This window comes from Streptomyces sp. NPDC127197, from assembly GCF_042672405.1.
GTDB classification, from domain to species: domain Bacteria; phylum Actinomycetota; class Actinomycetes; order Streptomycetales; family Streptomycetaceae; genus Streptomyces; species Streptomyces flavusporus.
The window spans coordinates 59,980-80,004 of sequence record NZ_JBHXVG010000001.1; the positions used below are offsets into that span (position 1 = coordinate 59,980).

21 protein-coding genes and 3 tRNA genes are annotated in these 20,025 nt (G+C 70.5%); 18 read left to right on the plus strand and 6 right to left on the minus strand.

All coding sequences use genetic code 11. The features are described 5' to 3' along the window. The first annotated feature begins 106 nt into the window (after positions 1 to 106). The 11 genes from ACFVJQ_RS00290 (at position 107) to htpX (ending at position 10,852) form a co-directional block, all read left to right on the plus strand. On the plus strand, positions 107 to 514 hold the full coding sequence (locus ACFVJQ_RS00290; RefSeq protein ID WP_129799316.1) for an NADH-quinone oxidoreductase subunit A: 408 nt from the start codon (positions 107 to 109) through the stop codon (positions 512 to 514). Continuing rightward, entirely contained in the window at positions 505 to 1,131 is a 627-nt protein-coding gene (locus ACFVJQ_RS00295; RefSeq protein ID WP_385779792.1) for an NADH-quinone oxidoreductase subunit B, read from the plus strand. Before ACFVJQ_RS00290 ends, ACFVJQ_RS00295 begins: the two co-directional genes overlap by 10 nt. Further along, positions 1,131 to 2,108, plus strand: a complete 978-nt coding sequence (locus ACFVJQ_RS00300; RefSeq protein WP_385779795.1) for an NADH-quinone oxidoreductase subunit C — start codon at positions 1,131 to 1,133, stop codon at positions 2,106 to 2,108. Before ACFVJQ_RS00295 ends, ACFVJQ_RS00300 begins: the two co-directional genes overlap by 1 nt. Further along, the gene (locus tag ACFVJQ_RS00305; RefSeq protein ID WP_129799314.1) at positions 2,105 to 3,073 is read left to right on the plus strand and encodes a complex I subunit 1 family protein; all 969 of its coding nucleotides are present in this window, start codon (positions 2,105 to 2,107) and stop codon (positions 3,071 to 3,073) included. The genes ACFVJQ_RS00300 and ACFVJQ_RS00305 overlap by 4 nt, the downstream gene beginning before the upstream one ends. Before the next feature lie 2 nt (positions 3,074 to 3,075). After that, complete coding sequence (locus ACFVJQ_RS00310; RefSeq protein ID WP_385779798.1) at positions 3,076 to 3,663, plus strand: NuoI/complex I 23 kDa subunit family protein; 588 nt, start codon at positions 3,076 to 3,078, stop codon at positions 3,661 to 3,663. Next, the gene (locus tag ACFVJQ_RS00315; protein WP_385512466.1) at positions 3,660 to 4,319 is read left to right on the plus strand and encodes an NADH-quinone oxidoreductase subunit J; all 660 of its coding nucleotides are present in this window, start codon (positions 3,660 to 3,662) and stop codon (positions 4,317 to 4,319) included. Before ACFVJQ_RS00310 ends, ACFVJQ_RS00315 begins: the two co-directional genes overlap by 4 nt. After that, the gene (nuoK, locus tag ACFVJQ_RS00320; protein ID WP_224738322.1) at positions 4,319 to 4,711 is read left to right on the plus strand and encodes an NADH-quinone oxidoreductase subunit NuoK; all 393 of its coding nucleotides are present in this window, start codon (positions 4,319 to 4,321) and stop codon (positions 4,709 to 4,711) included. Before ACFVJQ_RS00315 ends, nuoK begins: the two co-directional genes overlap by 1 nt. Beyond that, entirely contained in the window at positions 4,708 to 6,702 is a 1,995-nt protein-coding gene (locus ACFVJQ_RS00325; RefSeq protein ID WP_385512465.1) for an NADH-quinone oxidoreductase subunit L, read from the plus strand. The genes nuoK and ACFVJQ_RS00325 overlap by 4 nt, the downstream gene beginning before the upstream one ends. A 6-nt stretch (positions 6,703 to 6,708) precedes the next feature. Next, entirely contained in the window at positions 6,709 to 8,283 is a 1,575-nt protein-coding gene (locus tag ACFVJQ_RS00330) for an NADH-quinone oxidoreductase subunit M (protein ID WP_385512463.1), read from the plus strand. After that, positions 8,280 to 9,803 (plus strand): NADH-quinone oxidoreductase subunit N, encoded by a 1,524-nt coding sequence (locus ACFVJQ_RS00335; RefSeq protein ID WP_385779801.1) that lies wholly within the window; start codon positions 8,280 to 8,282, stop codon positions 9,801 to 9,803. Before ACFVJQ_RS00330 ends, ACFVJQ_RS00335 begins: the two co-directional genes overlap by 4 nt. A gap of 185 nt (positions 9,804 to 9,988) precedes the next feature. Continuing rightward, positions 9,989 to 10,852 carry a zinc metalloprotease HtpX gene (gene htpX, locus ACFVJQ_RS00340; protein ID WP_385512460.1) on the plus strand — a complete coding sequence of 288 codons (864 nt, stop codon included), beginning with the start codon at positions 9,989 to 9,991 and terminating at the stop codon, positions 10,850 to 10,852. Between the two features lie 36 nt (positions 10,853 to 10,888). On the opposite strand, the gene ACFVJQ_RS00345 is transcribed toward htpX, so the two are convergent. The 3 genes from ACFVJQ_RS00345 to ACFVJQ_RS00355 all read right to left on the minus strand — a co-directional run bounded on the left by ACFVJQ_RS00345 (position 10,889) and on the right by ACFVJQ_RS00355 (position 13,377). Further along, positions 10,889 to 11,290: a YccF domain-containing protein gene (locus ACFVJQ_RS00345; RefSeq protein ID WP_224735775.1), complete on the minus strand. Its 402-nt coding sequence runs from the start codon at positions 11,288 to 11,290 to the stop codon at positions 10,889 to 10,891. Positions 11,291 to 11,483: 193 nt separating this feature from the next. Beyond that, positions 11,484 to 12,728 carry an APC family permease gene (locus tag ACFVJQ_RS00350; protein WP_385779805.1) on the minus strand — a complete coding sequence of 415 codons (1,245 nt, stop codon included), beginning with the start codon at positions 12,726 to 12,728 and terminating at the stop codon, positions 11,484 to 11,486. Positions 12,729 to 12,888: 160 nt separating this feature from the next. Then, positions 12,889 to 13,377 (minus strand): YajQ family cyclic di-GMP-binding protein, encoded by a 489-nt coding sequence (locus tag ACFVJQ_RS00355; protein WP_129799305.1) that lies wholly within the window; start codon positions 13,375 to 13,377, stop codon positions 12,889 to 12,891. Between the two features lie 221 nt (positions 13,378 to 13,598). On the opposite strand from ACFVJQ_RS00355, the gene ACFVJQ_RS00360 reads away from it, so the two are divergent. Beyond that, positions 13,599 to 13,680, plus strand: a tRNA-Tyr gene (locus ACFVJQ_RS00360). A gap of 95 nt (positions 13,681 to 13,775) precedes the next feature. On the opposite strand, the gene ACFVJQ_RS00365 is transcribed toward ACFVJQ_RS00360, so the two are convergent. Then, complete coding sequence (locus ACFVJQ_RS00365; RefSeq protein ID WP_385512457.1) at positions 13,776 to 14,432, minus strand: SDR family oxidoreductase; 657 nt, start codon at positions 14,430 to 14,432, stop codon at positions 13,776 to 13,778. Between the two features lie 226 nt (positions 14,433 to 14,658). Continuing rightward, positions 14,659 to 15,936, minus strand: a complete 1,278-nt coding sequence (locus ACFVJQ_RS00370) for an amidohydrolase family protein (protein ID WP_385779808.1) — start codon at positions 15,934 to 15,936, stop codon at positions 14,659 to 14,661. Between the two features lie 305 nt (positions 15,937 to 16,241). On the opposite strand from ACFVJQ_RS00370, the gene ACFVJQ_RS00375 reads away from it, so the two are divergent. From ACFVJQ_RS00375 to ACFVJQ_RS00400, 6 genes are all read left to right on the plus strand, one after another. Beyond that, positions 16,242 to 16,314: transfer RNA gene (locus ACFVJQ_RS00375), tRNA-Thr, on the plus strand. 46 nt (positions 16,315 to 16,360) lie between these two features. Then, positions 16,361 to 16,433: transfer RNA gene (locus ACFVJQ_RS00380), tRNA-Met, on the plus strand. An 89-nt stretch (positions 16,434 to 16,522) separates the two neighbouring features. Further along, complete coding sequence (rpmG, locus tag ACFVJQ_RS00385; protein ID WP_003948671.1) at positions 16,523 to 16,687, plus strand: 50S ribosomal protein L33; 165 nt, start codon at positions 16,523 to 16,525, stop codon at positions 16,685 to 16,687. A gap of 238 nt (positions 16,688 to 16,925) precedes the next feature. After that, positions 16,926 to 17,378, plus strand: coding sequence for a MaoC family dehydratase N-terminal domain-containing protein (locus tag ACFVJQ_RS00390; RefSeq protein ID WP_129799302.1), 453 nt, complete (start codon positions 16,926 to 16,928; stop codon positions 17,376 to 17,378). Positions 17,379 to 17,382: 4 nt separating this feature from the next. Further along, a complete protein-coding gene (locus tag ACFVJQ_RS00395; RefSeq protein ID WP_385779811.1) occupies positions 17,383 to 17,811 on the plus strand; it encodes a MaoC family dehydratase in 429 nt (142 codons plus the stop codon). A 64-nt stretch (positions 17,812 to 17,875) separates the two neighbouring features. Further along, entirely contained in the window at positions 17,876 to 18,931 is a 1,056-nt protein-coding gene (locus ACFVJQ_RS00400; protein ID WP_385779813.1) for a UDP-N-acetylmuramate dehydrogenase, read from the plus strand. A gap of 47 nt (positions 18,932 to 18,978) precedes the next feature. Here the strand turns inward: ACFVJQ_RS00400 and ACFVJQ_RS00405 are convergent, their stop codons facing one another. Further along, entirely contained in the window at positions 18,979 to 20,010 is a 1,032-nt protein-coding gene (locus tag ACFVJQ_RS00405) for an adenosine deaminase (RefSeq protein ID WP_224738976.1), read from the minus strand. Positions 20,011 to 20,025: the final 15 nt, after the last annotated feature.

Here is a 20,025-nt window from a genome sequence, read left to right on the forward strand (position 1 = left end):
GAGCTGCTTACCGCCGCTTTAACAGGCCCTAGACTCACGTTGCGTACAGATACTGCAAGGTCATCGCAAGATCATCGGGTCGAGGTCAGGGGAGCGAGGGACGGACGTGCGGGAACCGACCGTCGAACGGACCGCAGTCGTCGCGGCCGACTACTTCCAGTCCTATTCGGTCGTCGGACTGCTCGCCGCCATCGGCGTGCTGTTCGTCGCCATCGCGTTCGGCGCCGGCCGACTGCTGCGCCCTGTCGTCCCCACCCCCGAGAAGCTCCTGACGTACGAGTGCGGCGTCGACCCCGTGGGCGAGGGCTGGGCCCACACCCAGGTCCGCTACTACGTCTACGCCTTCCTGTACGTGATCTTCGCGGTCGACTCGATCTTCCTCTTCCCGTGGGCAACGGTCTTCGCCGCCCCCGGCTACGGGGCGACGACCCTCGTGGAGATGTTCCTCTTCCTCGGCTTCCTGGCCGTGGGACTGCTGTACGCCTACAAGAAGGGTGTCCTGGCATGGACGTGACGCCAGAAGCGACCCCCTCGGCGACTCCTCCCGAGCCGGTACTGCTCCCGGAGCCGAAGCGTCTCGGGGCCCTCGCGCGCCTCGCCCCCGAGCCCATGAAGGTCGTCCTGAACTGGGGCCGCCGCTACTCGCTCTGGGTCTTCAACTTCGGACTCGCCTGCTGCGCCATCGAGTTCATCGCCGCGTCGATGGCCCGCCACGACTTCATCCGCCTCGGCGTCATCCCGTTCGCGCCGGGCCCGCGCCAGGCCGACCTGATGGTCGTGTCGGGCACGGTCACCGACAAGATGGCGCCCGCTGTCAAACGCCTGTACGAGCAGATGCCCGAGCCGAAGTACGTCATCTCCTTCGGCGCCTGCTCCAACTGCGGCGGCCCTTACTGGGACTCGTACTCCGTCACCAAGGGCGTCGACCAGATCATCCCCGTCGACGTCTACGTCCCCGGTTGCCCGCCCCGTCCCGAGGCACTGCTCCAGGGCATCCTCAAGCTCCAGGAGAAGATCGCCCGCGAGTCGCTGGGCGAGCGCTACGGTACGGCGCGCCCGTCTGCGGCCGCGCTGCAGAGCGGCCTGGTACAACCGTCGGCCGCGGCCGGCACCGGTGCGGGGGAGGCCTGATGAGCAGCACGGTCGGCTGGCTGCCCGCCCCCGCCGAGGAGCTGTTCGGTGCGGAGGCCACAGCCGAGGAGTCGTACGAGGTCCTGACGGTCGACGTACCCCCGGCCACCTGGACCGCGGCGCTGCGCACCGCCCGCGACGAGCTGGGCTGCACCTACTTCGACTGGCTGAGCGCGGTCGACGAGCCGGGCACGGGCTTCCGCATCTCGGCGCACGTCGTCGCGCTCTCCCCGGTACGCCGCCTTCTGCTGCGCACCACCATCCCGCACGAAACCCCCGTCCTCGCCTCCGCCGTGGACGTCTACGCGGGCGCGGCGTGGCACGAGCGCGAGACCCACGAAATGTTCGGCGTCACCTTCGAGGGCCATCCGTCCCTGGACCACCTCCTCCTTCCGGAGACCTTCGAAGGCCACCCGCTCCGCAAGGACTTCATCCTCGCCTCCCGCGTCGCCAAGGCATGGCCGGGGGCGAAGGAACCGGGAGAGGCCGCGGGCCACGGTGCCCCCAAGCGCCGCCAGATGCTGCCCCCGGGCGTCCCCGACCCGAACGAATGGGGCCCGCTCAAGGGCCAGCTCCCCCCGGCCCCCGCCCGTCCGGCGCGCGGCGCCGCCGGCCCCGCAGGCGAACGCCCCGCACGCCGCACCCGCACGGCCACGGAGGGCTCGACGAGCCAGCGCCCGACGCCCGCCTCCACGCCCGCCGAATCCCCACGCCGCGCGCGGAGCGCGAGCGAGGGGTCGGCTTCGCAGCGGGCGACGGGCGCAGCTGCTGGGCCCCGGCGTGCGCGGAGTGCCAGTGAGGGCTCGGCTTCACAGCGGGCGGAGGGCGCGGACGCCGAGCAGGCCCGGCCCGACACCGCCACCCCGCGCAGCTCCGACGCGCCGTGGCACCACGCACGTCCGGCCTTCGACGAGCACGAGGAGAAGGACACGGAGCAGACCCCCAACCCCGAGGACCCCGCAGGAGGCCGACAGTGAACGACGCGCTCGACGTCGCCCTGCGACTCCTGATCGTCTTCGGTGTGTTCCTCACCTTCCCTCTGATCGTCGGCCAGACCGAGCACAAGGTGATGGCACACATGCAGGGCCGCCTCGGTCCCATGTACGCCGGCGGCTTCCATGGCTGGGCCCAACTCGTCGCCGACGGCGTGAAGTTCGCGCAGAAGGAGGACGTGGTCCCGACCGGCGCGGACCGCCGTATCTTCCAGCTCGCGCCCGCCGTGGCCCTCCTGCCGTACCTCCTGGTCCTGCTCGCCATCCCGATCGGCCCCGGCGAGGGCGCGGTCGGCGAGGTCATCGACGCGGGCATCTTCTTCGTGCTCGCCGTGATGGGCGTCGGTGTCCTCGGCTCGCTCATGGCCGGCTGGGCCTCCGCCAACAAGTTCTCCCTCCTCGGCGGCCTGCGCACCGCCGCTCAGCTCCTCGCCTACGAACTCCCGATGCTCCTCGCCGCCGCCTCCGTCGCCATGGCGGCCGGCACGGTCTCCCTCCCCGGCATCCTGGACGCCTTCGAGTGGTGGTGGCTGCCCTGGCAGATCGTCGGCGCGATCGTCTTCTTCGTGGCAGGGCTGGCCGAGCTGCAGCGCCCCCCGTTCGACATGCCCGTCGCCGACTCGGAGATCATCTTCGGCGCGTACACCGAGTACACCGGACTGCGCTTCGCTCTCTTCCTCCTCGCCGAGTACGCCGGAATCATCGTCCTGTGCGGCCTGACCACCGTCCTCTTCCTGGGCGGCTGGCACGGCCCCTGGGGCGCCGACGGCCTCGGCTGGGTCTGGACCCTGCTGAAGACCGCCGTCCTCGCGTTCCTGGTGATCTGGCTGCGCGTGACCTACCCCCGCCTGCGCGAGGACCAGCTCCAGAAGCTGTCCTGGACCCTCCTCGTCCCCCTCTCCCTTGCCCAGATCGCCCTCACCGGCATCGTGAAGGTGGTGATCCAGTAACCATGGCTCCGATCCCTGGCAGTGGCCTCGCCAAGGGCCTGGCCGTCACCCTCCGCACGATGACGAAGAAGACCGTCACCGAGCAGTACCCGGACGTCCAGCCCGACCTCCCGCCCCGCACCCGCGGTGTGATCGGCCTGTTCGAGGAGAACTGCACGGTCTGCATGCTGTGCGCCCGGGAGTGCCCGGACTGGTGCATCTACATCGACTCCCACAAGGAGACGATCCCGGCGGCGACGCCCGGCGGCCGCGAGCGCAGCCGCAACGTCCTCGACCGGTTCGCCATCGACTTCTCGCTGTGCATGTACTGCGGTATCTGCATCGAGGTTTGTCCTTTCGACGCGCTGTTCTGGTCCCCGGAGTTCGAGTACGCCGAGACCGACATCCGTGACCTCACCCACGAACGCGACAAGCTCCGCGAGTGGATGTGGACGGTCCCGGCCCCGCCTGCTCTCGACCCCGGCGCGGAGGAACCGAAGGAGATCGCCGCCGCCCGCAAGACCGCCGAGAAGCTGGCGGCCGCGCAGGCCGCGCCGGCGACGCCGACCGAGCCGGCCGAACCCGCCGATCCGCAGGGAGGTGAGTCATGACTCTCGCCGCAGCCGCCACGACGGCGCACGCCACGGCCACCACCACGGCCGCGGAAGCGCACGGCTTCCTCTCCCCGACCGGCGTCGAGATCGCCTTCCTCCTCGTCGGCCTGGTCACCTTCGGCGCCGCGATCGTCACCGTCACCACCAGACAGCTGGTGCATGCCGCCCTGTGGCTGGTGGTGACCCTCGGCGGTCTCGCCGTCGAATACCTGCTGCTCACCGCCGAGTTCATCGCCTGGGTGCAGGTCCTCATCTACGTGGGTTCCGTGGTCGTCCTCCTCCTGTTCGGCCTGATGCTCACCAAGGCCCCCATCGGCCGCTCCCCGGACGCCGACTCCGGCAACCGCTGGGCCGCCCTCACCGTGGCCGTCGCCTCGGCCGCCGCCCTGATCTGGGTCGTCGTCGACGCGTTCCGTACGACCTGGATCGACCTGGACGGTGCCCCCGCCGGCTCCACCGAGGTCACCGGAAAGGCCCTCTTCCAGAACTGGGTGCTTCCCTTCGAGGCCCTCTCCGTCCTCCTCCTCGCCGCCCTCGTCGGTGCGATCGTCCTGTCCCGCAAGGCGAAGGCAGCCGAGTCCGGCACCGAGAGCTCCCCGCCCGTCCCGAGCACCCGAAGCGCCCAGGGCAGTGACAAGGGTGGTGTCCGCTGATGCACCTCGCCTATCCCGCCGTTCTCTCCGTCCTCTTGTTCTGCACCGGCCTGTACGGCGTCCTGGCCCGCCGCAACGCGATCCTGGTCCTGATGTCGGTCGAGCTGATGCTGAACGCCGTCAACCTGAACCTGGTCGCCTTCGACGTCTGGCTCAGCAGGACAGCCGAGGAGACCCTGCACTCCGGTCAGGCGCTGACCCTGTTCACCATCGCCATCGCGGCCGCCGAGATCGGCATCGGCCTGGCGATCGTCCTCGCCGTCTACCGCAACCGCGGCACCTCGGACATCGACAAGCTCCGCGACACCGCCGAGGGCCACGAGGCCGACGCATCCGCCGGCGACGCTGCCGCGGCCGAGCCGGCCGCCGAGAAGGCTGAGGCCACCGCGTGACCACGACCACCCTCGCCGTCCTCGTCCCCCTCCTTCCGTTCCTGGGAGCAGCCGCGGGCCTGGTCCTCGGCCGCACGGCTCCCGGCTTCGTCCGTCCGATCGCCGTCCTGCCGACGCTCGCGTCGCTCGTGCTCGCGGTGCTGGTCGCCGTGCGCCAGGGCGGCGACGAGGCGGTCGACGCCGCGACCGAACTCACTCCCACCGGCTCGATCCCGATCGAGCTGGCCCTGCACATCGACGGCTTCGCCGCCCTCGTCGCCGTCCTGGTCGCGTTCGTGGCGACCTGCGTGCAGATCTACTCGACCGGCTACCTGCGCGACGACCCGCGCTACCCCTCGTACGCCGCGCTCGTGTCCCTGTTCACCTCCGCGATGCTGCTCGTCGTCTACTCGGGCGACCTGATGGTGCTGCTGGTCGGCTGGGAAGTCATGGGCATCTGCTCCTACTTCCTGGTCGGCCACTACTGGGAGACCCCGGAGGCCCGCGCCGCCTCCCTCAAGGCCTTCCTGGTGACCAAGCTCGGTGACGTCCCCTTCCTGATCGGTCTGTTCGCGCTGGCCGTCGACGCCGGGTCGTTCCGCATCACGCGGGTGCTCGGCACCGTCGCTGCCGGCGGCATCGACAACCCGACACTGATCGCCCTGCTGCTCCTGGCCGGCGTGGCGGGCAAGTCGGCACAGTTCCCGCTGCACACCTGGCTACCTGACGCGATGGCGGGCCCCACCCCCGTCTCCGCACTGATCCACGCCGCGACGATGGTCGCCGCCGGTGTCTACTTCATCGCCCGTCTCCTCCCGGTGTTCGAGGCCTCCCAGGCCGCGATGGTCGTCCTCGCCGTCATGGCCGCCGTCACCATGGCCGGCTCGGCCCTCGCCGCGCTGGCCCAGGACGACATCAAGCGCGTCCTCGCCTATTCGACGGTCGGCCAGCTCGGCTACATGACCGGCGCCCTGGCCGTCGGCGACCGCGGAGCCGCCGTCTTCCACCTCCTCTCGCACGGCGCCTTCAAGGCGCTGCTGTTCCTCGCGGCGGGCGTGATCATCCACGCCGCCGGCACCAACTCCCTGGCCGCCATGTCCCGCATGCACGGCCTGCGCGACCGCGTTCCCGACGCCTACTGGACGATGACCGTGGCGCTCCTCGCACTCGCCGCGATCCCGCCCTTCAGCGGCTTCTTCTCCAAGGAGTCCGTCCTCGGTGCCGCCGAACACGTCACTACCGGCCACAGCGAGCACGCCCCCGCTGCCGCGGGCTGGATCGTCCTCGTCGTCGGCCTGCTCACGGCCCTGCTCACCGCCGCGTACGCCGTCCGCCTGTGGCTGCTCGCCTTCCGCGGCCACGGCACCGAGGCTCCGGACCACGGCAGGCAGCCCCTGACGATGACCGTGGTCCTGTGGGTGCTCGCCGCCCCGTCCCTCGCCCTCGGCGGACTGGCGTACCAGTCGCTGCCCGGCTGGTTCGACGGCGGTGAGCTGACCCCGACCCTCACCACGTCCGTCCTGGGCACGGGCCTGGCCCTGGTCGGGGGCATCGTCACCTACGCCGCCTGGCGGCACACCACCGAGCTGGCGGCCCGCGTGCCTCTGGGTGCGGTCGCGGCCCACCCCGAGGGCGACGCCGCGCAGGTCGAGGCCGAGGCCATCGCGAGCCACGAACCCGTGTACGGAGGCGTGGCCCACGCGCCCGACCCGGCGGACCCGGCACGCCTGCTGCTCGGCCCGCTGCACCGCCACGCGGCCGTCGGCTTCCACGTGGACGCCGTGTACTCGGCGCTGTTCGTCCGCCCCGTCCGGGCCGGCGCCGGCCTCGTCCGCTTCCTCGACCGCGAGGTCGTCGACACCTACGTACGGGGCGCGGGTGCCCTGCCCCGCTGGCTCGGTGCCGCCGTACGGCGTGCCCAGACCGGCAATGTGCAGACCTATGTGAGCGCGCTGCTCGCCGGCACCGTCGTCCTGGTGGTCGCCGCCGTCCTCGTCGCCACGGGAGCGTGAGCAGGCGTGATCGATATCAGCGAGTCCGTGATGCAGTTCCTTCTGGCATTCATCGTCGTCGGCCCGCTCCTCGGTGCCGCCGCCGCTCTCCTGCCTGCCCCGCCCGGGCTGAAGGGGAAGTCGCCCGAGCAGGCCGTGCTACGGCATGGCGTCACCGTGACCGGCGCGGTCCTCATCGCCGCGATCGTCCTCGCGCTCGGCTTCGACCACGACCAGCCGTCGAAGATGCAGGCCAGCACAGACATCAGCTGGATCCCCGCCCTCGACGTGCGCATCCACCTCGGCGTCGACGGCATTTCCCTCCCCCTTCTCGTGCTGACCGCGCTGCTGACCTTCCTCTGCGCGCTCTACTCGTACTTCAAGATGCCCGCGGGCCCGACCCCGAAGGCGTTCGTCGCTCTCCTGCTCGTCCTCGAGTCCGGCACCCTCGCCACCTTCGCCGTGCTCGACCTGCTGCTGTTCTTCCTCGCCTTCGAGATCGTGCTGATCCCGATGTACTTCCTCATCGCCCGCTGGGGCGGCGAGGGACGGACCCAGGCCGCCTGGAAGTTCATCCTCTTCACACTGCTCGGTTCCGTGGTCATGCTGCTCGGCCTGCTCCTGATCGGAATCACGGCGGGCACATTCGACATGGTGGCACTCGCCACTGACAACGGCCGGTCGCTGACCACATCCGTGCAGGTCATTGCCGTTCTGGCGATCGGAATCGGGCTCGCGGTCAAGACGCCGATGTGGCCGCTGCACAGCTGGCTCCCCGACGCCCACACCGCTGCGCCGACCGTCGGCTCGGTCCTGCTGGCCGGCGTCCTGCTGAAGATGGGCACGTACGGGTTCGTTCGAATTCTGCTGCCGGTCGCGCCGGACGGCTTCCGCACGTTCGCGCCCTACCTCGCCGCCTTCGCCGTCGTCGGCATCATCTACGGGTCCCTGGCCTGCCTGGCCCTCGCCAAGCAGGGCGCGAAGGGCGATCTGAAGCGCCTCATCGCCTACTCCTCCGTCGGCCACATGGGCTTCGTCCTGCTCGGCATCGCGACCATGACGCCGACCGGCGTGAACGGCGCGCTGTTCGCCAACATCGCCCACGGCCTCATCACAGGCCTGCTCTTCTTCCTGGTCGGCGCGCTGAAGGACCGCACCGGAACCACCGACCTCGACGCCCTGGCCGAACAGACCGGCGCCGCGCTGTACGGCAAGGCCCCGCGCTTCGGCGGTCTGCTCGCCTTCGGCGCGGTCGCCTCACTCGGCCTGCCGGGCCTCGCCGGATTCTGGGGCGAGATGCTGGCGCTGTTCGGCGCGTTCCGGCCCGCCGCCGACCTCAGCCGCCCCGCCTTCCTGACCTTCATGGCGATCGCCGCGTTCGGCACGCTGCTGACGGCCGCGTACCTGCTCGTCGTGGTCCGCCGGGTCTGCATGGGCGCCGTACCGCAGGACGCGCCCGAACTCGCCGATGTGCAGACCTACGAGTTCGCGGCCTGGACCCCGCTCGTCGCCCTCACCGTCGTCGCCGGACTCTGGCCGAAGGCCCTCCTCGGCCTGACCGACCCGGCCGTGCAGCAGCTCCTTGCAGGAGGCACCCGATGAGCTCCCTGGCACAGCCGATGGCCCAGTCCATGGTCCAGTCCGTCGACTGGCTCGCCATCGCGCCGCCCACCATCGCGGCCGTGGTCGGACTCGGTGTGCTCGTCGCCGACCTGTTCGTCGACGACGCCAAGAAGGCGCTCCTGGGCTGGATCTCCGTCGCCGGACTCGCCGTGTCCTCACTGATGCTGCTGCCGCTCCTGGACGGCGACCGCTCTACCTTCTGCCTCACCGGTGACGCCGACGTCTGCAGCTACACGGCGGACCGCTTCACGCTCGTCATCCAGTTCCTGGTCCTCGGCGGCGCCCTCCTGGCGGCCCTCCTGTCCGTCACCGCCCTGAAGGACGCGCGCAGAGGACTCCCCGAAGGGGAGTTCTGGTTCCTGCTGCTCTCCTCGGCGGCCGGCGCAGCCCTCCTGCCTGCCTCCCGCGATCTCGCGACCCTGATCGTCGCCCTGGAGGTCGCCTCCCTGCCCGCCTTCGCCCTGGTCGGCATCCGCCACGGCGACAAGAGGTCCTCCGAAGCCGCCCTGAAGTTCTTCCTGTCCTCGGTCACCGCGACCGCGGTCAGCCTCATGGGCATCAGCTTCGTCTACGCCTCCACCGGCACCCTCTACCTCACTCAGATCGCCGACCGCATCCAGGACGTCGACGGACAGCTCGACACCCTCGCGCAGACCGGAGTCGTCCTCACCCTCATCGGCTTCGCGTTCAAGACGGCCGCCGTGCCCTTCCACTTCTGGGTGCCCGACACGTATGTGGGTGCCCCGCTCCCCGTTGCGGCGTATCTGTCGGTCGTCGGCAAGGCGGTCGGCTTCTCCGGCCTGATCCTCGTCACGGTGATCGCCTTCCCGTCGTACGCCGACGCCTGGGGCCCGGCACTCACCGTGCTGGCCGCCCTCACCATGACCGTCGGCAATGTCGGCGCCCTCCGTCAGCAGGGCACGCGCGCGTACAGCGCGGTTCGCCTGCTCGCCTGGTCGTCCGTGGGCCAGGCCGGCTACCTCCTGGTGCCGATCGCCGCCGCCGCGTACTCCGACGACGCCGAGCAGTCGATCGGCTCCACGGTCGCCTACGCGCTCATGTACGCCGCCGTGAACCTCGGCGCCTTCGCGGTGGCCGCACTGGTGGGCCGTACGAATACCCTCAACCGCATCACCGACTACCGGGGCCTGTACGCCTCGAACCCCGTGACCGCGCTGCTCCTGGCCTTCTTCCTGCTGTGCCTGGCGGGACTGCCGCCGGGCATCATCGGCCTCTTCGCGAAGGTCACCGTCTTCTCCGCCGCCGTCGACGCGGGTCTCGGCTGGCTGGCCGTGGTCATGGCCGCCAACGTGGTGATCGCGCTGTTCTACTACCTCCAGTGGACGGCCCTGCTGTTCCGCGCTCCCGAGGGCGAGCCCGCCAAGCACCTCGTCCCGGCCCCCCTCACGGCCGCGATCGCCCTGACCGCCGCCCTGGGCATCGGCCTGTCCGGCGCACCCCAGCTGGTGCTGCGCTTCACGGACACCGGGCTCTTCTAGTACGCCGAACAGGCCGCCGTCACCCGCGCGGCCCACGCGCGGGTGACGGCCGCGCAAGGGAACTCGTGGCTCCCGCCTGGCGTTGTCCGAATCGGGAGGTTCCACTGGTCGTGTCACCACGGACCAGCGGGATCAGAGATCAGCAAGCAAAGGGTTCCCCTGCTGCACCACTTGGAGGGCGTACCGTGCACCGCCGGCACAACGGGCTCAGGACCGCCGTACTCCTCGGGGGACTGTCCGCACTCATCATCGTCATCGGCAGCTTCTTCGGGCGTGCCGGGCTCGTCGTCGCCGTCCTGATCGCGCTGGGCACGAACGCGTACGCGTACTGGAACAGCGACAAGCTCGCGCTCCGCGCGATGCGTGCCCGCCCGGTGAGCGAGTTCGAGGCGCCCGCCCTGTACCGCATGGTCCGCGACCTCTCCACGCAGGCCCGCCAGCCGATGCCCCGCCTGTACATCTCCCCGACGGACGCGCCGAACGCCTTCGCGACCGGCCGCAACCCACGCAACGCCGCCGTGTGCTGCACCGAAGGCATCCTGCGCATCCTGGACGAGCGTGAACTGCGCGGCGTCATCGGCCACGAGCTGAGCCATGTCTACAACCGCGACATCCTCATCTCGTCCGTCGCCGGAGCCCTCGCCTCCGTGATCATGTTCCTGGTCCACTTCGCCTGGCTGATCCCGATCGGCCGCTCCGATGACGACGACGGTCCCGGCATCTTCGGCATGCTGCTGATCATGATCCTGGGCCCCCTCGCGGCCAGCGTGATCCAGCTGGCCATCAGCCGCTCCCGGGAGTACGAGGCCGACGCGTCCGGCGCCCAGCTGACCGGCGACCCGCTCGCCCTGGCCAGTGCCCTGCGCAAGCTCGAGGTCGGCACCAAACAGCTTCCGCTGCCTCCCGAGCCCCGGATCGAGACCGCCAGCCACATGATGATCGCGAACCCGTTCCGTCCGGGCCAGGGACTGTCCAGGATGTTCTCCACGCACCCGCCCATGGCGGAGCGCATCACCCGGCTCGAGCAGATGGCAGGCCGCCGCCCGTGAGGACGGCCCCGACCGCTATGGGCTGACCGGCGGAGGTCAGCGACCGCCGAACCTCTGGTCCGTCGGAACGACCTCACGACCCAACGGCATGAGCGAGACCGGGATCAGCTTCAGATTGGCCCACCCGAACGGGATCCCGATGATCGACAGGAACAGCGGGATGCTGGTGATCAGGTGCCCCAGGGCCAGCCACCAGCCCGCGAAGATCACCCAGATCACGTTCCCGACGAACGACGGCGCCCCCGCATCCCGCCGCTCCACGGTCGTCCTGCCGAACGGCCACAGCACGAAGCCCGCGATACGCAGCGACGCAATGCCGAACGGGATGGTGACGATCAGGATGAAGCACACCAGGGCGGCGACGGTATAGCCGATCGCCATCCAGATCCCGCAGAAGATCAGCCACAGGATGTTCAACAGCAGGTTGAACAACTTCATGATCGGCACCTTCCAGGTCGCTGCCGGAACTGCCTGCCGAGACAAGTATCAGCCGGTCACGCCGTTCAGGCAGGGCCGCAGCTTCCTTGTAGCGCGATCGGGAACGTTTCGGGACGAGCTCGCAGTTCGTCCTGATGGGGAGGGACGATCCGACGCGCCGGCCGATGCACGGTCATGCGACGCCGAGGCGCCCTTACCGCTCAGCCGTCCGGCGCCGTATGCCATACGCGACCACTCCCACCGTCAGCACACCCGCGCCGGCCACCACCGATGTCCCCGGCAGTGAGAACGCCAGCACGACACAGCCGAGCAACCCCACCGCAGGCACCACGCGCCTCGCGGGAGCCGTGTCGAGCGTCCAGGCCGAGGCATTGGCCACCGCGTAGTAGGCCAGCACACCGAAGGAGGAGAAACCGATGGCGCCCCGCACATCCACCGTGGCGGCCAGGGCGGCAACCACCACGCCGACGGCCAGCTCAGCCCGATGCGGCACCTGGAAACGTGGATGCACGGCGGACAGCGCGCCCGGCAGATGCCGGTCCCTCGCCATGGCCAGCGTGGTCCGGGAGACGCCGAGGATCAGGGCGAGCAGCGAGCCCAGCGCGGCCACCGCGGCACCCACCCGCACCACGGGCACCAACTCCGGCACGCCGGCTGACCGCACCGCGTCGGCCAGCGGCGCGCCCGCCTGCCCCAGGCCCTCCGACCCGAGCACGGAAAGGACGGCCACCGCCACACACGCGTAGACCGCCAGTGCGATGCCGAGGGCCAGCGGGATCGCGCGGGGAATCGTGCGCGCGGGATCCCGTACCTCCTCACCGAGGGTCGCGATACGCGCGTATCCGGCGAACGCGAAGAAGAGCAGACCAGCCGCCTGCAGCACGCCCCCCGCGCCACCCGAGGCGCCGATGTCGAGGCGTCCCGCGTCCGACGCCTCGGAGCCCAGACACGTCACCACCACGAGAGCGAGGACGGCCAGGACCACGGCCACGATCGACCGCGTCAGCCAGGCGGACTTCTGGACACCGCCGTAGTTCACCGCGGTCAGCGCCACCACGGCCGCGACCGCCACCGCATGCGCCTGCTCCGGCCAGACGTACGTGCCCACAGTGAGTGCCATCGCCGCGCAGGAAGCCGTCTTCCCGACCACGAACGACCAGCCCGCGAGATACCCCCAGAACTCCCCGAGCCGCTCGCGACCGTACACATACGTTCCACCCGAGGCCGGGTACCGAGCCGCCAGCCGCGCGGACGACATGGCGTTGCAGTACGCGACCACCGCGGCGACAGCGAGCCCGACCAGCAGCCCGGAACCGGCCGCGGCGGCCGCGGGGCCCAGGGCGGCGAAGATCCCGGCCCCGACCATGGAGCCCAAGCCGATGATCACGGCGTCGCCCACGCCGAGGGTGCGCCGCAGTTCCGAATCGGGCTGTGTCATGCGCCGCACCCTACTGACCAGTGCAACCGACCCGTGCACACAGCCCGTCCTGGCCGACAACAGATCACGAACACGCGTGCGCGCAGCGCGCAAGGGCGGGCATCGGATGTCCGCCCTTGCGCGCTGCACACACGGCGCCGCGATGCCGGACGGCGACCGACTAGCGGTAGTTCACGAACTGCAGCGCGAAGTCGAAGTCCTGGCCCTTCAGAAGGGCGATCACAGCCTGCAGGTCGTCCCGGCTCTTGGAGCTGACCCGCAGCTCTTCACCCTGTACCTGGGCCTTGACGCCCTTGGGGCCCTCGTCGCGGATGATCTTCGCCACCTTCTTCGCGTTCTCCTGAGAGATGCCCTCCTGGATCGACGCGAAGATCTTGTACTCCTTGCCGGAGAGCTGGGGCTCGCCCGCGTCCAGGGCCTTCAGCGAGATACCGCGCTTGATCAGCTTGGACTGGAAGACGTCGAGGACGGCCTTCACGCGGTCCTCGGAGTTCGCCTCCATCAGGATCTTGTCGCCGGACCACGAGATCGAGGCACCCACGCCCTTGAAGTCGTAGCGCTGCGAGATCTCCTTGGCGGCCTGGTTGAGGGCGTTGTCGACCTCCTGCCGCTCGACCTTCGAGACGATGTCGAAACTGGAGTCGGCCATGTGCTGTGGCTCCTTGTATCCGGGTGCGTATCGGTGCGGGGCGGCATACGCAGGGCGACAGCCGAGCCCGGCTCGGCCCCGGGCCGCATCCGGACAAGCCTAGCCACCTGTCGTCGCGCGAGCGCCGAATAGTCGGGTGCGAAGCACCCCTGCCTATCGGGTATTGTTTACGTCGTTGCCAGCGAGCTCCGCCGAAAGCGGGTTCGAATGGCGGCAAACCCGGCGGTGTGCCCGAGCGGCCAAAGGGAGCAGACTGTAAATCTGCCGGCTCAGCCTTCCCAGGTTCGAATCCTGGCGCCGCCACGCTGAGGAAGACCCTCTCCCCACCTGCGGAAACGCGGTGCGGAGGGGGTTTTCTCGTTGCGGCAGGTTCCCGGTTCGTCTCCTGCTCCGGGTCCTCAGTTACCGGCCACCGACTTCACCGCCACCGACACCGGAGCGGACCCGCTGATCAGCTCCAGGGTCAGGCCGGCCGTCGCCGGGGTCTCCAGCAGTTCGGCCAGTACCGTGGCCACGTCGTCGCGTGGGACCGTACCGCGGCCCGTGTGCGCCTCCAGGCGTACGAGGCCGGTGCCGGGATCGTCCGTCAGCGAGCCGGGGCGCAGGATCGTCGAGTCCAGGGCGTCCAGACCGCGGATGTACTTGTCCGCCTCGCCCTTGGCGCGCAGGTAGACGTCGAAGACCTCGTTGCCCTCGTGCTTCGCGTCCGCGCCGATGGACGACACGACCAGGAAGCGCCGTACGCCCGCCCGGACCGCGGCGTCCGCGAACAGGATCGCCGCACCCTTGTCCACGGTGTCCTTGCGTGCCGCCCCGCTCCCCGGGCCGGCGCCGGCCGCGAACACGGCTGCGTCCGCACCTTGAAGGTGCGCCGCTACCTCTTCGACCGTGGCCGACTCCAGGTCCAGCAGGACGGGCTCGGCACCCGCCTCCCGCAGATCGTCGCCCTGTTCCGAGCGGCGGATGATGCCCGCCACCTCGTAACCGCGCGCGGTGAGCAGCCGCTCCAGCCGCAACGCGATCTGACCATGACCACCAGCGATGACAATGCGCATGTTTCCGACCGTACGCCCGGACGGCCGTATGCGCCCCACGACCCGAGCTCCACCCGACGGCGCGCCTTCCGGAAGCGCATACAGGGGAGTGCATGTGCGGGCGCGTGCGCCGGGGCGCATACGCCCCCATGCATACGCGCCCCCGAACGCGCTCCTGCACCACCGACGCGCCCCGCGCCTACCCCCTCACACCTCCCCTGACCCCCTCACACCTCCCCTGACTCCCTCACGACAACTCCTTCCGCCCCTGCCGAGGCAACCCCAGCTCCGCCGCAGCCGCCCCGGCCTCCGTGGCCTCCCAGTTGCAGTACTCCCGCACGGAGCTCGTCCGTGCCACCACGCGCCCCCGGTGCACCACGATCCGGCTGTACGCCAGCGACAGCGCACCCGTGAGCTGATCCCCGCGCACCGCCAGCAGTTCGGCCGGGAAGCCCGCCTCCACGCGCACCTCGGGCAGGCCCAGGACGGCCCGTGCCGAGGTGCTCACCGCGTCGTAGGCGTCCTCGGGGCGCAGCCCGTAGCGGGAGGCCAGCAGATAGGCGGCCTCCAGTGGGTCGCCTCGGCCCACCGGGTTGGACACGTCCCGCAGGGCGCCACTGCCGGCGGCGACGCGAACGCCGGCGGCGCGCAGCAGTCGTACGGGAGCCGTGTCGCGTCGGTCGACGGCCCCGCAGCCGCCCTGTGGCAGACACACGACGGTCACTCCGGCCGCCGCCAACTGGTCGGCGGTGCGCGCGGCCACGTCGGCGGACAGTCGGCCGAGGCCGCCGCACGGGCCGATCGTCACGCCCGGGCGCAGCCCGCCGGCCATCGCGGCGAGGCGGGCGAGGCGCGCCGGATCGGTGGCGTCGGTGTGCAGGTCGACAGGGCAGCCGTGTTCGGAGGCGAGCTCCAGAACCGTCTCGACGTAGCCCGTCGGATCGGGATCGAGATCCGGACAACCCCCCACCACAGAGGCCCCCATCTTCACCGCGTCCCGCATCATGGCGAGCCCGTCGGCCCCGGCCACCCCGGTCAGCACCCGCGGCACCGCGACCGCCGCCAGCGCGGTGAGCCCGCACAGTGAGCGACGTGCCTGAAGAACGGCGGTCAGCGCGCCGAGCCCCTGAACGTCGCCCACGCGCACATGCGCCCGCAGCGCGGTCGCCCCGTGCCCGAGTTGCAGCAGGGCGGCCTCCGTGGCCCGGCGCTGGATGTCCTCGGGTTCGTACGAGACCGGGCCGCCGTCGGCGGACAGTGCGGTGTCCGCGTGAGCGTGGGGTTCGGCCGGGGCCGGCAGGAGGAGATAACCGTCGAGGTCCACGCGCGTACAGCGGCCGCGGGCACTGCCCAGGCTGCCGGCCGTACCGACCGCCTCGATCCGCCCGCCGCCCACCCGGACGTCCACGGTCCGGCCGTCGGTGAGCCGCGCCCCGCACAGCAGCAGGGAGGCCGCGGCGTGCTGCCCCGGGGAGTCCGACGGGGACGACGAGGGGTCGGGCGGCTGCGGCTGGCTGTCGGGCATCGCGTTCCAGGGGCTCGGGGGGCTCGGGGGGCTCGGGGGGCTCGGGGGGCTCGGGGGCTCAGGGCTCGTGATGTGCGGCACGGGGTGCGTAGGCGGCCAAGATCACACAGAGTGAGTCGAGCCTAGGACGGCGGTCGGCCCCCGGCGGGGAGGAGCGTAAAAGTCGTACTGGTGTGGCCCGCCGAACCCGAGCAGTGCGGGAGAGGGCTCGCGGGGCTGCTGAGAGATCCGTTTTCGCGGTGGGGCTCGGGCCGGGAAACGGATTTGGGTGAACGGCGGCCGAGCGTGTAATGTCTTCATCGCTCGCCCCAATAGCTCAGTCGGCAGAGCGTCTCCATGGTAAGGAGAAGGTCAACGGTTCGATTCCGTTTTGGGGCTCTGGTGTGGGGGGTTCCCGTCGTAAGACGGGGCCTGATCACACCGCAGCGGTGTAGCTCAGTCGGTAGAGCAAGCGGCTCATAATCGCTGTGTCACCGGTTCAAGTCCGGTCACCGCTACTGACAGTAGCCGATTGCGGGGTCGGTCCTTCGATCGGCTACTCTTTCTTGCGTTGAACTAACCTACCCGTTCGTCAAGGAGCACTCACGTGGCTGCCACCGACGTCCGCCCGAAGATCACGCTGGCCTGCGTGGAGTGCAAGGAGCGGAACTACATCACCAAGAAGAACCGGCGTAACAACCCGGACCGTCTCGAGATGAAGAAGCACTGCCCGCGCTGCAACGCGCACACGGCGCACCGCGAGACGCGCTGACCCAGGCTCGTACATCTCAAAGATTCAGATCTTTCAGATCGCTGCCACGAGGCCACCCCGCAGTTCGAGGGGGTGGCCTCGCGGCATTTCGGTCACCCTTTCGGCCAGCGTGGCGTCGAGCGCAATCGGGCACAGCCCTCTTTTATACGGTTGACCGGGCACGGCGCCCGCAAGCGGACGCCGTACGAAGGCCGTCGTCCACCGGTCAACCACAGCAGACACCAGGAGGTGCCGAGCCATGGCGCTCGACCAGTCCTTCGTGGGGCGGACCTACCCGCCCACCGACCCCTATGAGGTGGGCCGGGAGAAGATCCGTGAGTTCGCGGAGGCGGTGGGTGACGCCAACCCGGCCTACACGGACCCGGAGGCCGCCAAGGCCCTCGGTTACCCCGATGTGATCGCCCCGCCGACCTTTGTGTTCGCGATCAGCTTCAAGGCCGCGGGCCAGGTCGTCGCCGACCCGCAGCTCGGCCTGGACTACAGCCGGGTCGTGCACGGCGACCAGAAGTTCGCCTACAGTCGTCCGGTGCAGGCCGGTGACCGGCTGACGGTCACCTCGACCATCGAATCGATCAAGTCCCTCGCGGGCAACGACGTCCTGGAGATCCGCGGCGAGGTGCACGACGAGGCCGGCGAGCACGTCGTCACCGCCTGGACCAAGCTGGTGGCCCGCGCGGCCGAGGAGGCGTGAGCAGATGACTGCCAAGATCGCGTACGCCGATGTCGAGGTCGGCACCGAGCTGCCCGCGCAGAGCTTCCCCGTGACGCGCGCCACCCTCGTCCAGTACGCGGGAGCCTCCGGGGACTTCAACCCGATCCACTGGAACGAGAAGTTCGCCAAGGAGGTCGGACTGCCGGACGTCATCGCGCACGGCATGTTCACCATGGCCGAGGCGATCCGCGTGGTCACCGACTGGACCGGTGATCCGGGGACGGTCGTGGAGTACGGCGTCCGCTTCACCAAGCCCGTCGTCGTCCCGAACGACGACAAGGGGGCCGTGATCGAGGTCTCCGGCAAGGTCGCGGCCAAGCTCGACGACAGCACCGTACGGGTGGACCTGACGGCCACCAGCGACGGGCAGAAGGTGCTCGGGATGTCGCGGGCGGTCGTACGGCTGGCCTGAGCGGGGCGGCGAGGCGAGAGGCAGGGGCGCCGGGCTGTCAGTGCCGTCTCGTAGTCTTGAGCGCGTGCAGGAACTCCACGACGCCCCTCTCGCCCCGCTGACCACCCTCCGGCTGGGCGGCCCCGCGACCCGGCTGGTCACCGCGACGACGGACGCCGAAGTGATCGACGCCGTCCGCGAGGCCGACTCCGCCGGTACGCCGCTGCTGCTCATCGGCGGCGGTTCGAACCTGGTCATCTCGGACAAGGGGTTCGACGGCACCGCCCTGCGCATCGCCACGCGCGGCTTCGAACTCACCGGCACGCGGCTGGAGCTCGCCGCCGGCGAGGTGTGGACCGACGCCGTCGCCCGCACGGTCGAGGCCGGGCTCGCGGGCATCGAGTGCCTGGCCGGCATCCCCGGCTCGGCGGGCGCGACGCCGATCCAGAACGTCGGGGCGTACGGCCAGGAGGTCTCCTCGACGATCACCGAGGTCATCGCCTACGACCGCCGGGCGGGCGAGACGGTCACCCTGACCAACGCCGAGTGCGCCTTCTCCTACCGGCACAGCCGCTTCAAGGCCGATCCCGAGCGGTACGTCGTCCTGCGCGTCCGCTTCGAGCTGGAGGACGCGGGCGGGCTGTCGGCGCCGCTGAAGTACGCCGAGACCGCACGCGCCCTGGGCGTCGAGCCCGGCGACCGCGTCCCGCTCGGCGACGCCCGCGAGGCCGTGCTGAAGCTGCGCGCCGGAAAGGGCATGGTCCTGGACCCCGAGGACCACGACACCTGGTCGGCCGGCTCCTTCTTCACCAACCCGATCCTGACCGACGCGGGGTTCGCCGCGTTCCACGCGCGCGTGCGGGAGCGGCTCGGCGACGGCATCGAGCCGCCCGCCTACCCGGCGGGGGAGGGGCACACCAAGACCTCCGCGGCCTGGCTGATCGACAAGGCGGGCTTCACCAAGGGCTACGGCACGGGCCCGGCCCGTATCTCCACCAAGCACACCCTCGCCCTCACCAACCGAGGCGACGCGACCACGGAGGATCTGCTGGCGCTGGCCCGCGAGGTCGTCGCCGGAGTCCATGAGGCGTTCGGCATCACGCTGGTCAACGAACCGGTGACGGTCGGCGTCAGCCTCTAGAGGCCGGGCGACTCCCGAGTCCGGGGCGGCTCGGACCCGCGGAACACTCAGGCGGTCAGCCAGTCGTCCACGCCCGCCAGCAGCTTCGCCTGCACGTCCTCCGGTGCCGCCGAAGCCCGTACCGACTGGCGTGCCAGTTCCGCCAGCTCCGCGTCGCTGAAGCCGTGATGCTCCCGGGCGAGCTCGTACTGCGCCGCCAGACGGGAGCCGAAGAGCAGGGGGTCGTCGGCGCCCAGCGCCATGGGCACGCCCGCCTCGAAAAGGGTGCGCAGCGGGACGTCCTCCGGCTTGTCGTACACGCCGAGCGCCACGTTCGACGCCGGACACACCTCACAGGTGACGCCCCGGTCGGCCAGGCGCTTCAGGAGCCGTGGATCCTCGGCCGCCCGCACGCCGTGACCCACCCGGTTGGCGTGCAGGTCGTCCAGGCAGTCGCGGACCGAGGCCGGGCCCGTCAGCTCGCCACCGTGCGGAGCCGAGAGCAGACCGCCGTCCCGGGCGATGGCGAAGGCCCGGTCGAAGTCCCGTGCCATGCCCCGCCGTTCGTCGTTCGAGAGGCCGAAGCCGACCACGCCCCGATCGGCATAGCGGACCGCCAGCCGGGCCAGCGTGCGTGCGTCCAGCGGGTGCTTCATACGGTTCGCGGCCACCAGGACCCGCATGCCGAGCCCGGTCTCCCGCACCGCCGTGTCCACCGCGTCCAGGATGACCTCCAGCGCGGGGATCAGACCACCCAGACGGGGGGCGTACGACGTCGGATCCACCTGGATCTCCAGCCAGCCCGAGCCGTCCTTCAGGTCCTCCTCCGCCGCCTCCCGCACCAGCCGCTGGATGTCCTCCGGCTCCCTGAGGCACGAGCGGGCCGCGTCGTACAACCGCTGGAAGCGGAACCAGCCCCGCTCGTCCGTCGCCCGCAGCTTCGGCGGCTCCCCGCTGACCAGGGCCTCGGTCAGCACGTCGGGCAGTCGCACCCCGTGCTTGTCGGCGAGTTCCAGCAGAGTGGCGGATCGCATCGACCCGGTGAAGTGCAGATGCAGATGGGCCTTCGGGAGGGCGGAGACATCACGTACACGTTCCATCCCAGGATCCTGCCG

What these genes read in the sequence shown, in the direction of transcription:
- ACFVJQ_RS00315 (WP_385512466.1), top strand. Translation starts at nt 3,660, where the DNA reads ATGACTCTCGCCGCAGCCGCCACGACGGCGCACGCCACGGCCACCACC.
- nuoK (WP_224738322.1), top strand. Translation starts at nt 4,319, where the DNA reads ATGCACCTCGCCTATCCCGCCGTTCTCTCCGTCCTCTTGTTCTGCACC.
- ACFVJQ_RS00310 (WP_385779798.1), top strand. Translation starts at nt 3,076, where the DNA reads ATGGCTCCGATCCCTGGCAGTGGCCTCGCCAAGGGCCTGGCCGTCACC.
- ACFVJQ_RS00395 (WP_385779811.1), top strand. Translation starts at nt 17,383, where the DNA reads ATGACTGCCAAGATCGCGTACGCCGATGTCGAGGTCGGCACCGAGCTG.
- ACFVJQ_RS00335 (WP_385779801.1), top strand. Translation starts at nt 8,280, where the DNA reads ATGAGCTCCCTGGCACAGCCGATGGCCCAGTCCATGGTCCAGTCCGTC.
- ACFVJQ_RS00300 (WP_385779795.1), top strand. Translation starts at nt 1,131, where the DNA reads ATGAGCAGCACGGTCGGCTGGCTGCCCGCCCCCGCCGAGGAGCTGTTC.
- ACFVJQ_RS00295 (WP_385779792.1), top strand. Translation starts at nt 505, where the DNA reads ATGGACGTGACGCCAGAAGCGACCCCCTCGGCGACTCCTCCCGAGCCG.
- ACFVJQ_RS00370 (WP_385779808.1), bottom strand. Translation starts at nt 15,936, where the DNA reads ATGCCCGACAGCCAGCCGCAGCCGCCCGACCCCTCGTCGTCCCCGTCG.
- ACFVJQ_RS00350 (WP_385779805.1), bottom strand. Translation starts at nt 12,728, where the DNA reads ATGACACAGCCCGATTCGGAACTGCGGCGCACCCTCGGCGTGGGCGAC.
- ACFVJQ_RS00405 (WP_224738976.1), bottom strand. Translation starts at nt 20,010, where the DNA reads ATGGAACGTGTACGTGATGTCTCCGCCCTCCCGAAGGCCCATCTGCAT.
- ACFVJQ_RS00345 (WP_224735775.1), bottom strand. Translation starts at nt 11,290, where the DNA reads ATGAAGTTGTTCAACCTGCTGTTGAACATCCTGTGGCTGATCTTCTGC.
- ACFVJQ_RS00355 (WP_129799305.1), bottom strand. Translation starts at nt 13,377, where the DNA reads ATGGCCGACTCCAGTTTCGACATCGTCTCGAAGGTCGAGCGGCAGGAG.
- ACFVJQ_RS00365 (WP_385512457.1), bottom strand. Translation starts at nt 14,432, where the DNA reads ATGCGCATTGTCATCGCTGGTGGTCATGGTCAGATCGCGTTGCGGCTG.
- ACFVJQ_RS00390 (WP_129799302.1), top strand. Translation starts at nt 16,926, where the DNA reads ATGGCGCTCGACCAGTCCTTCGTGGGGCGGACCTACCCGCCCACCGAC.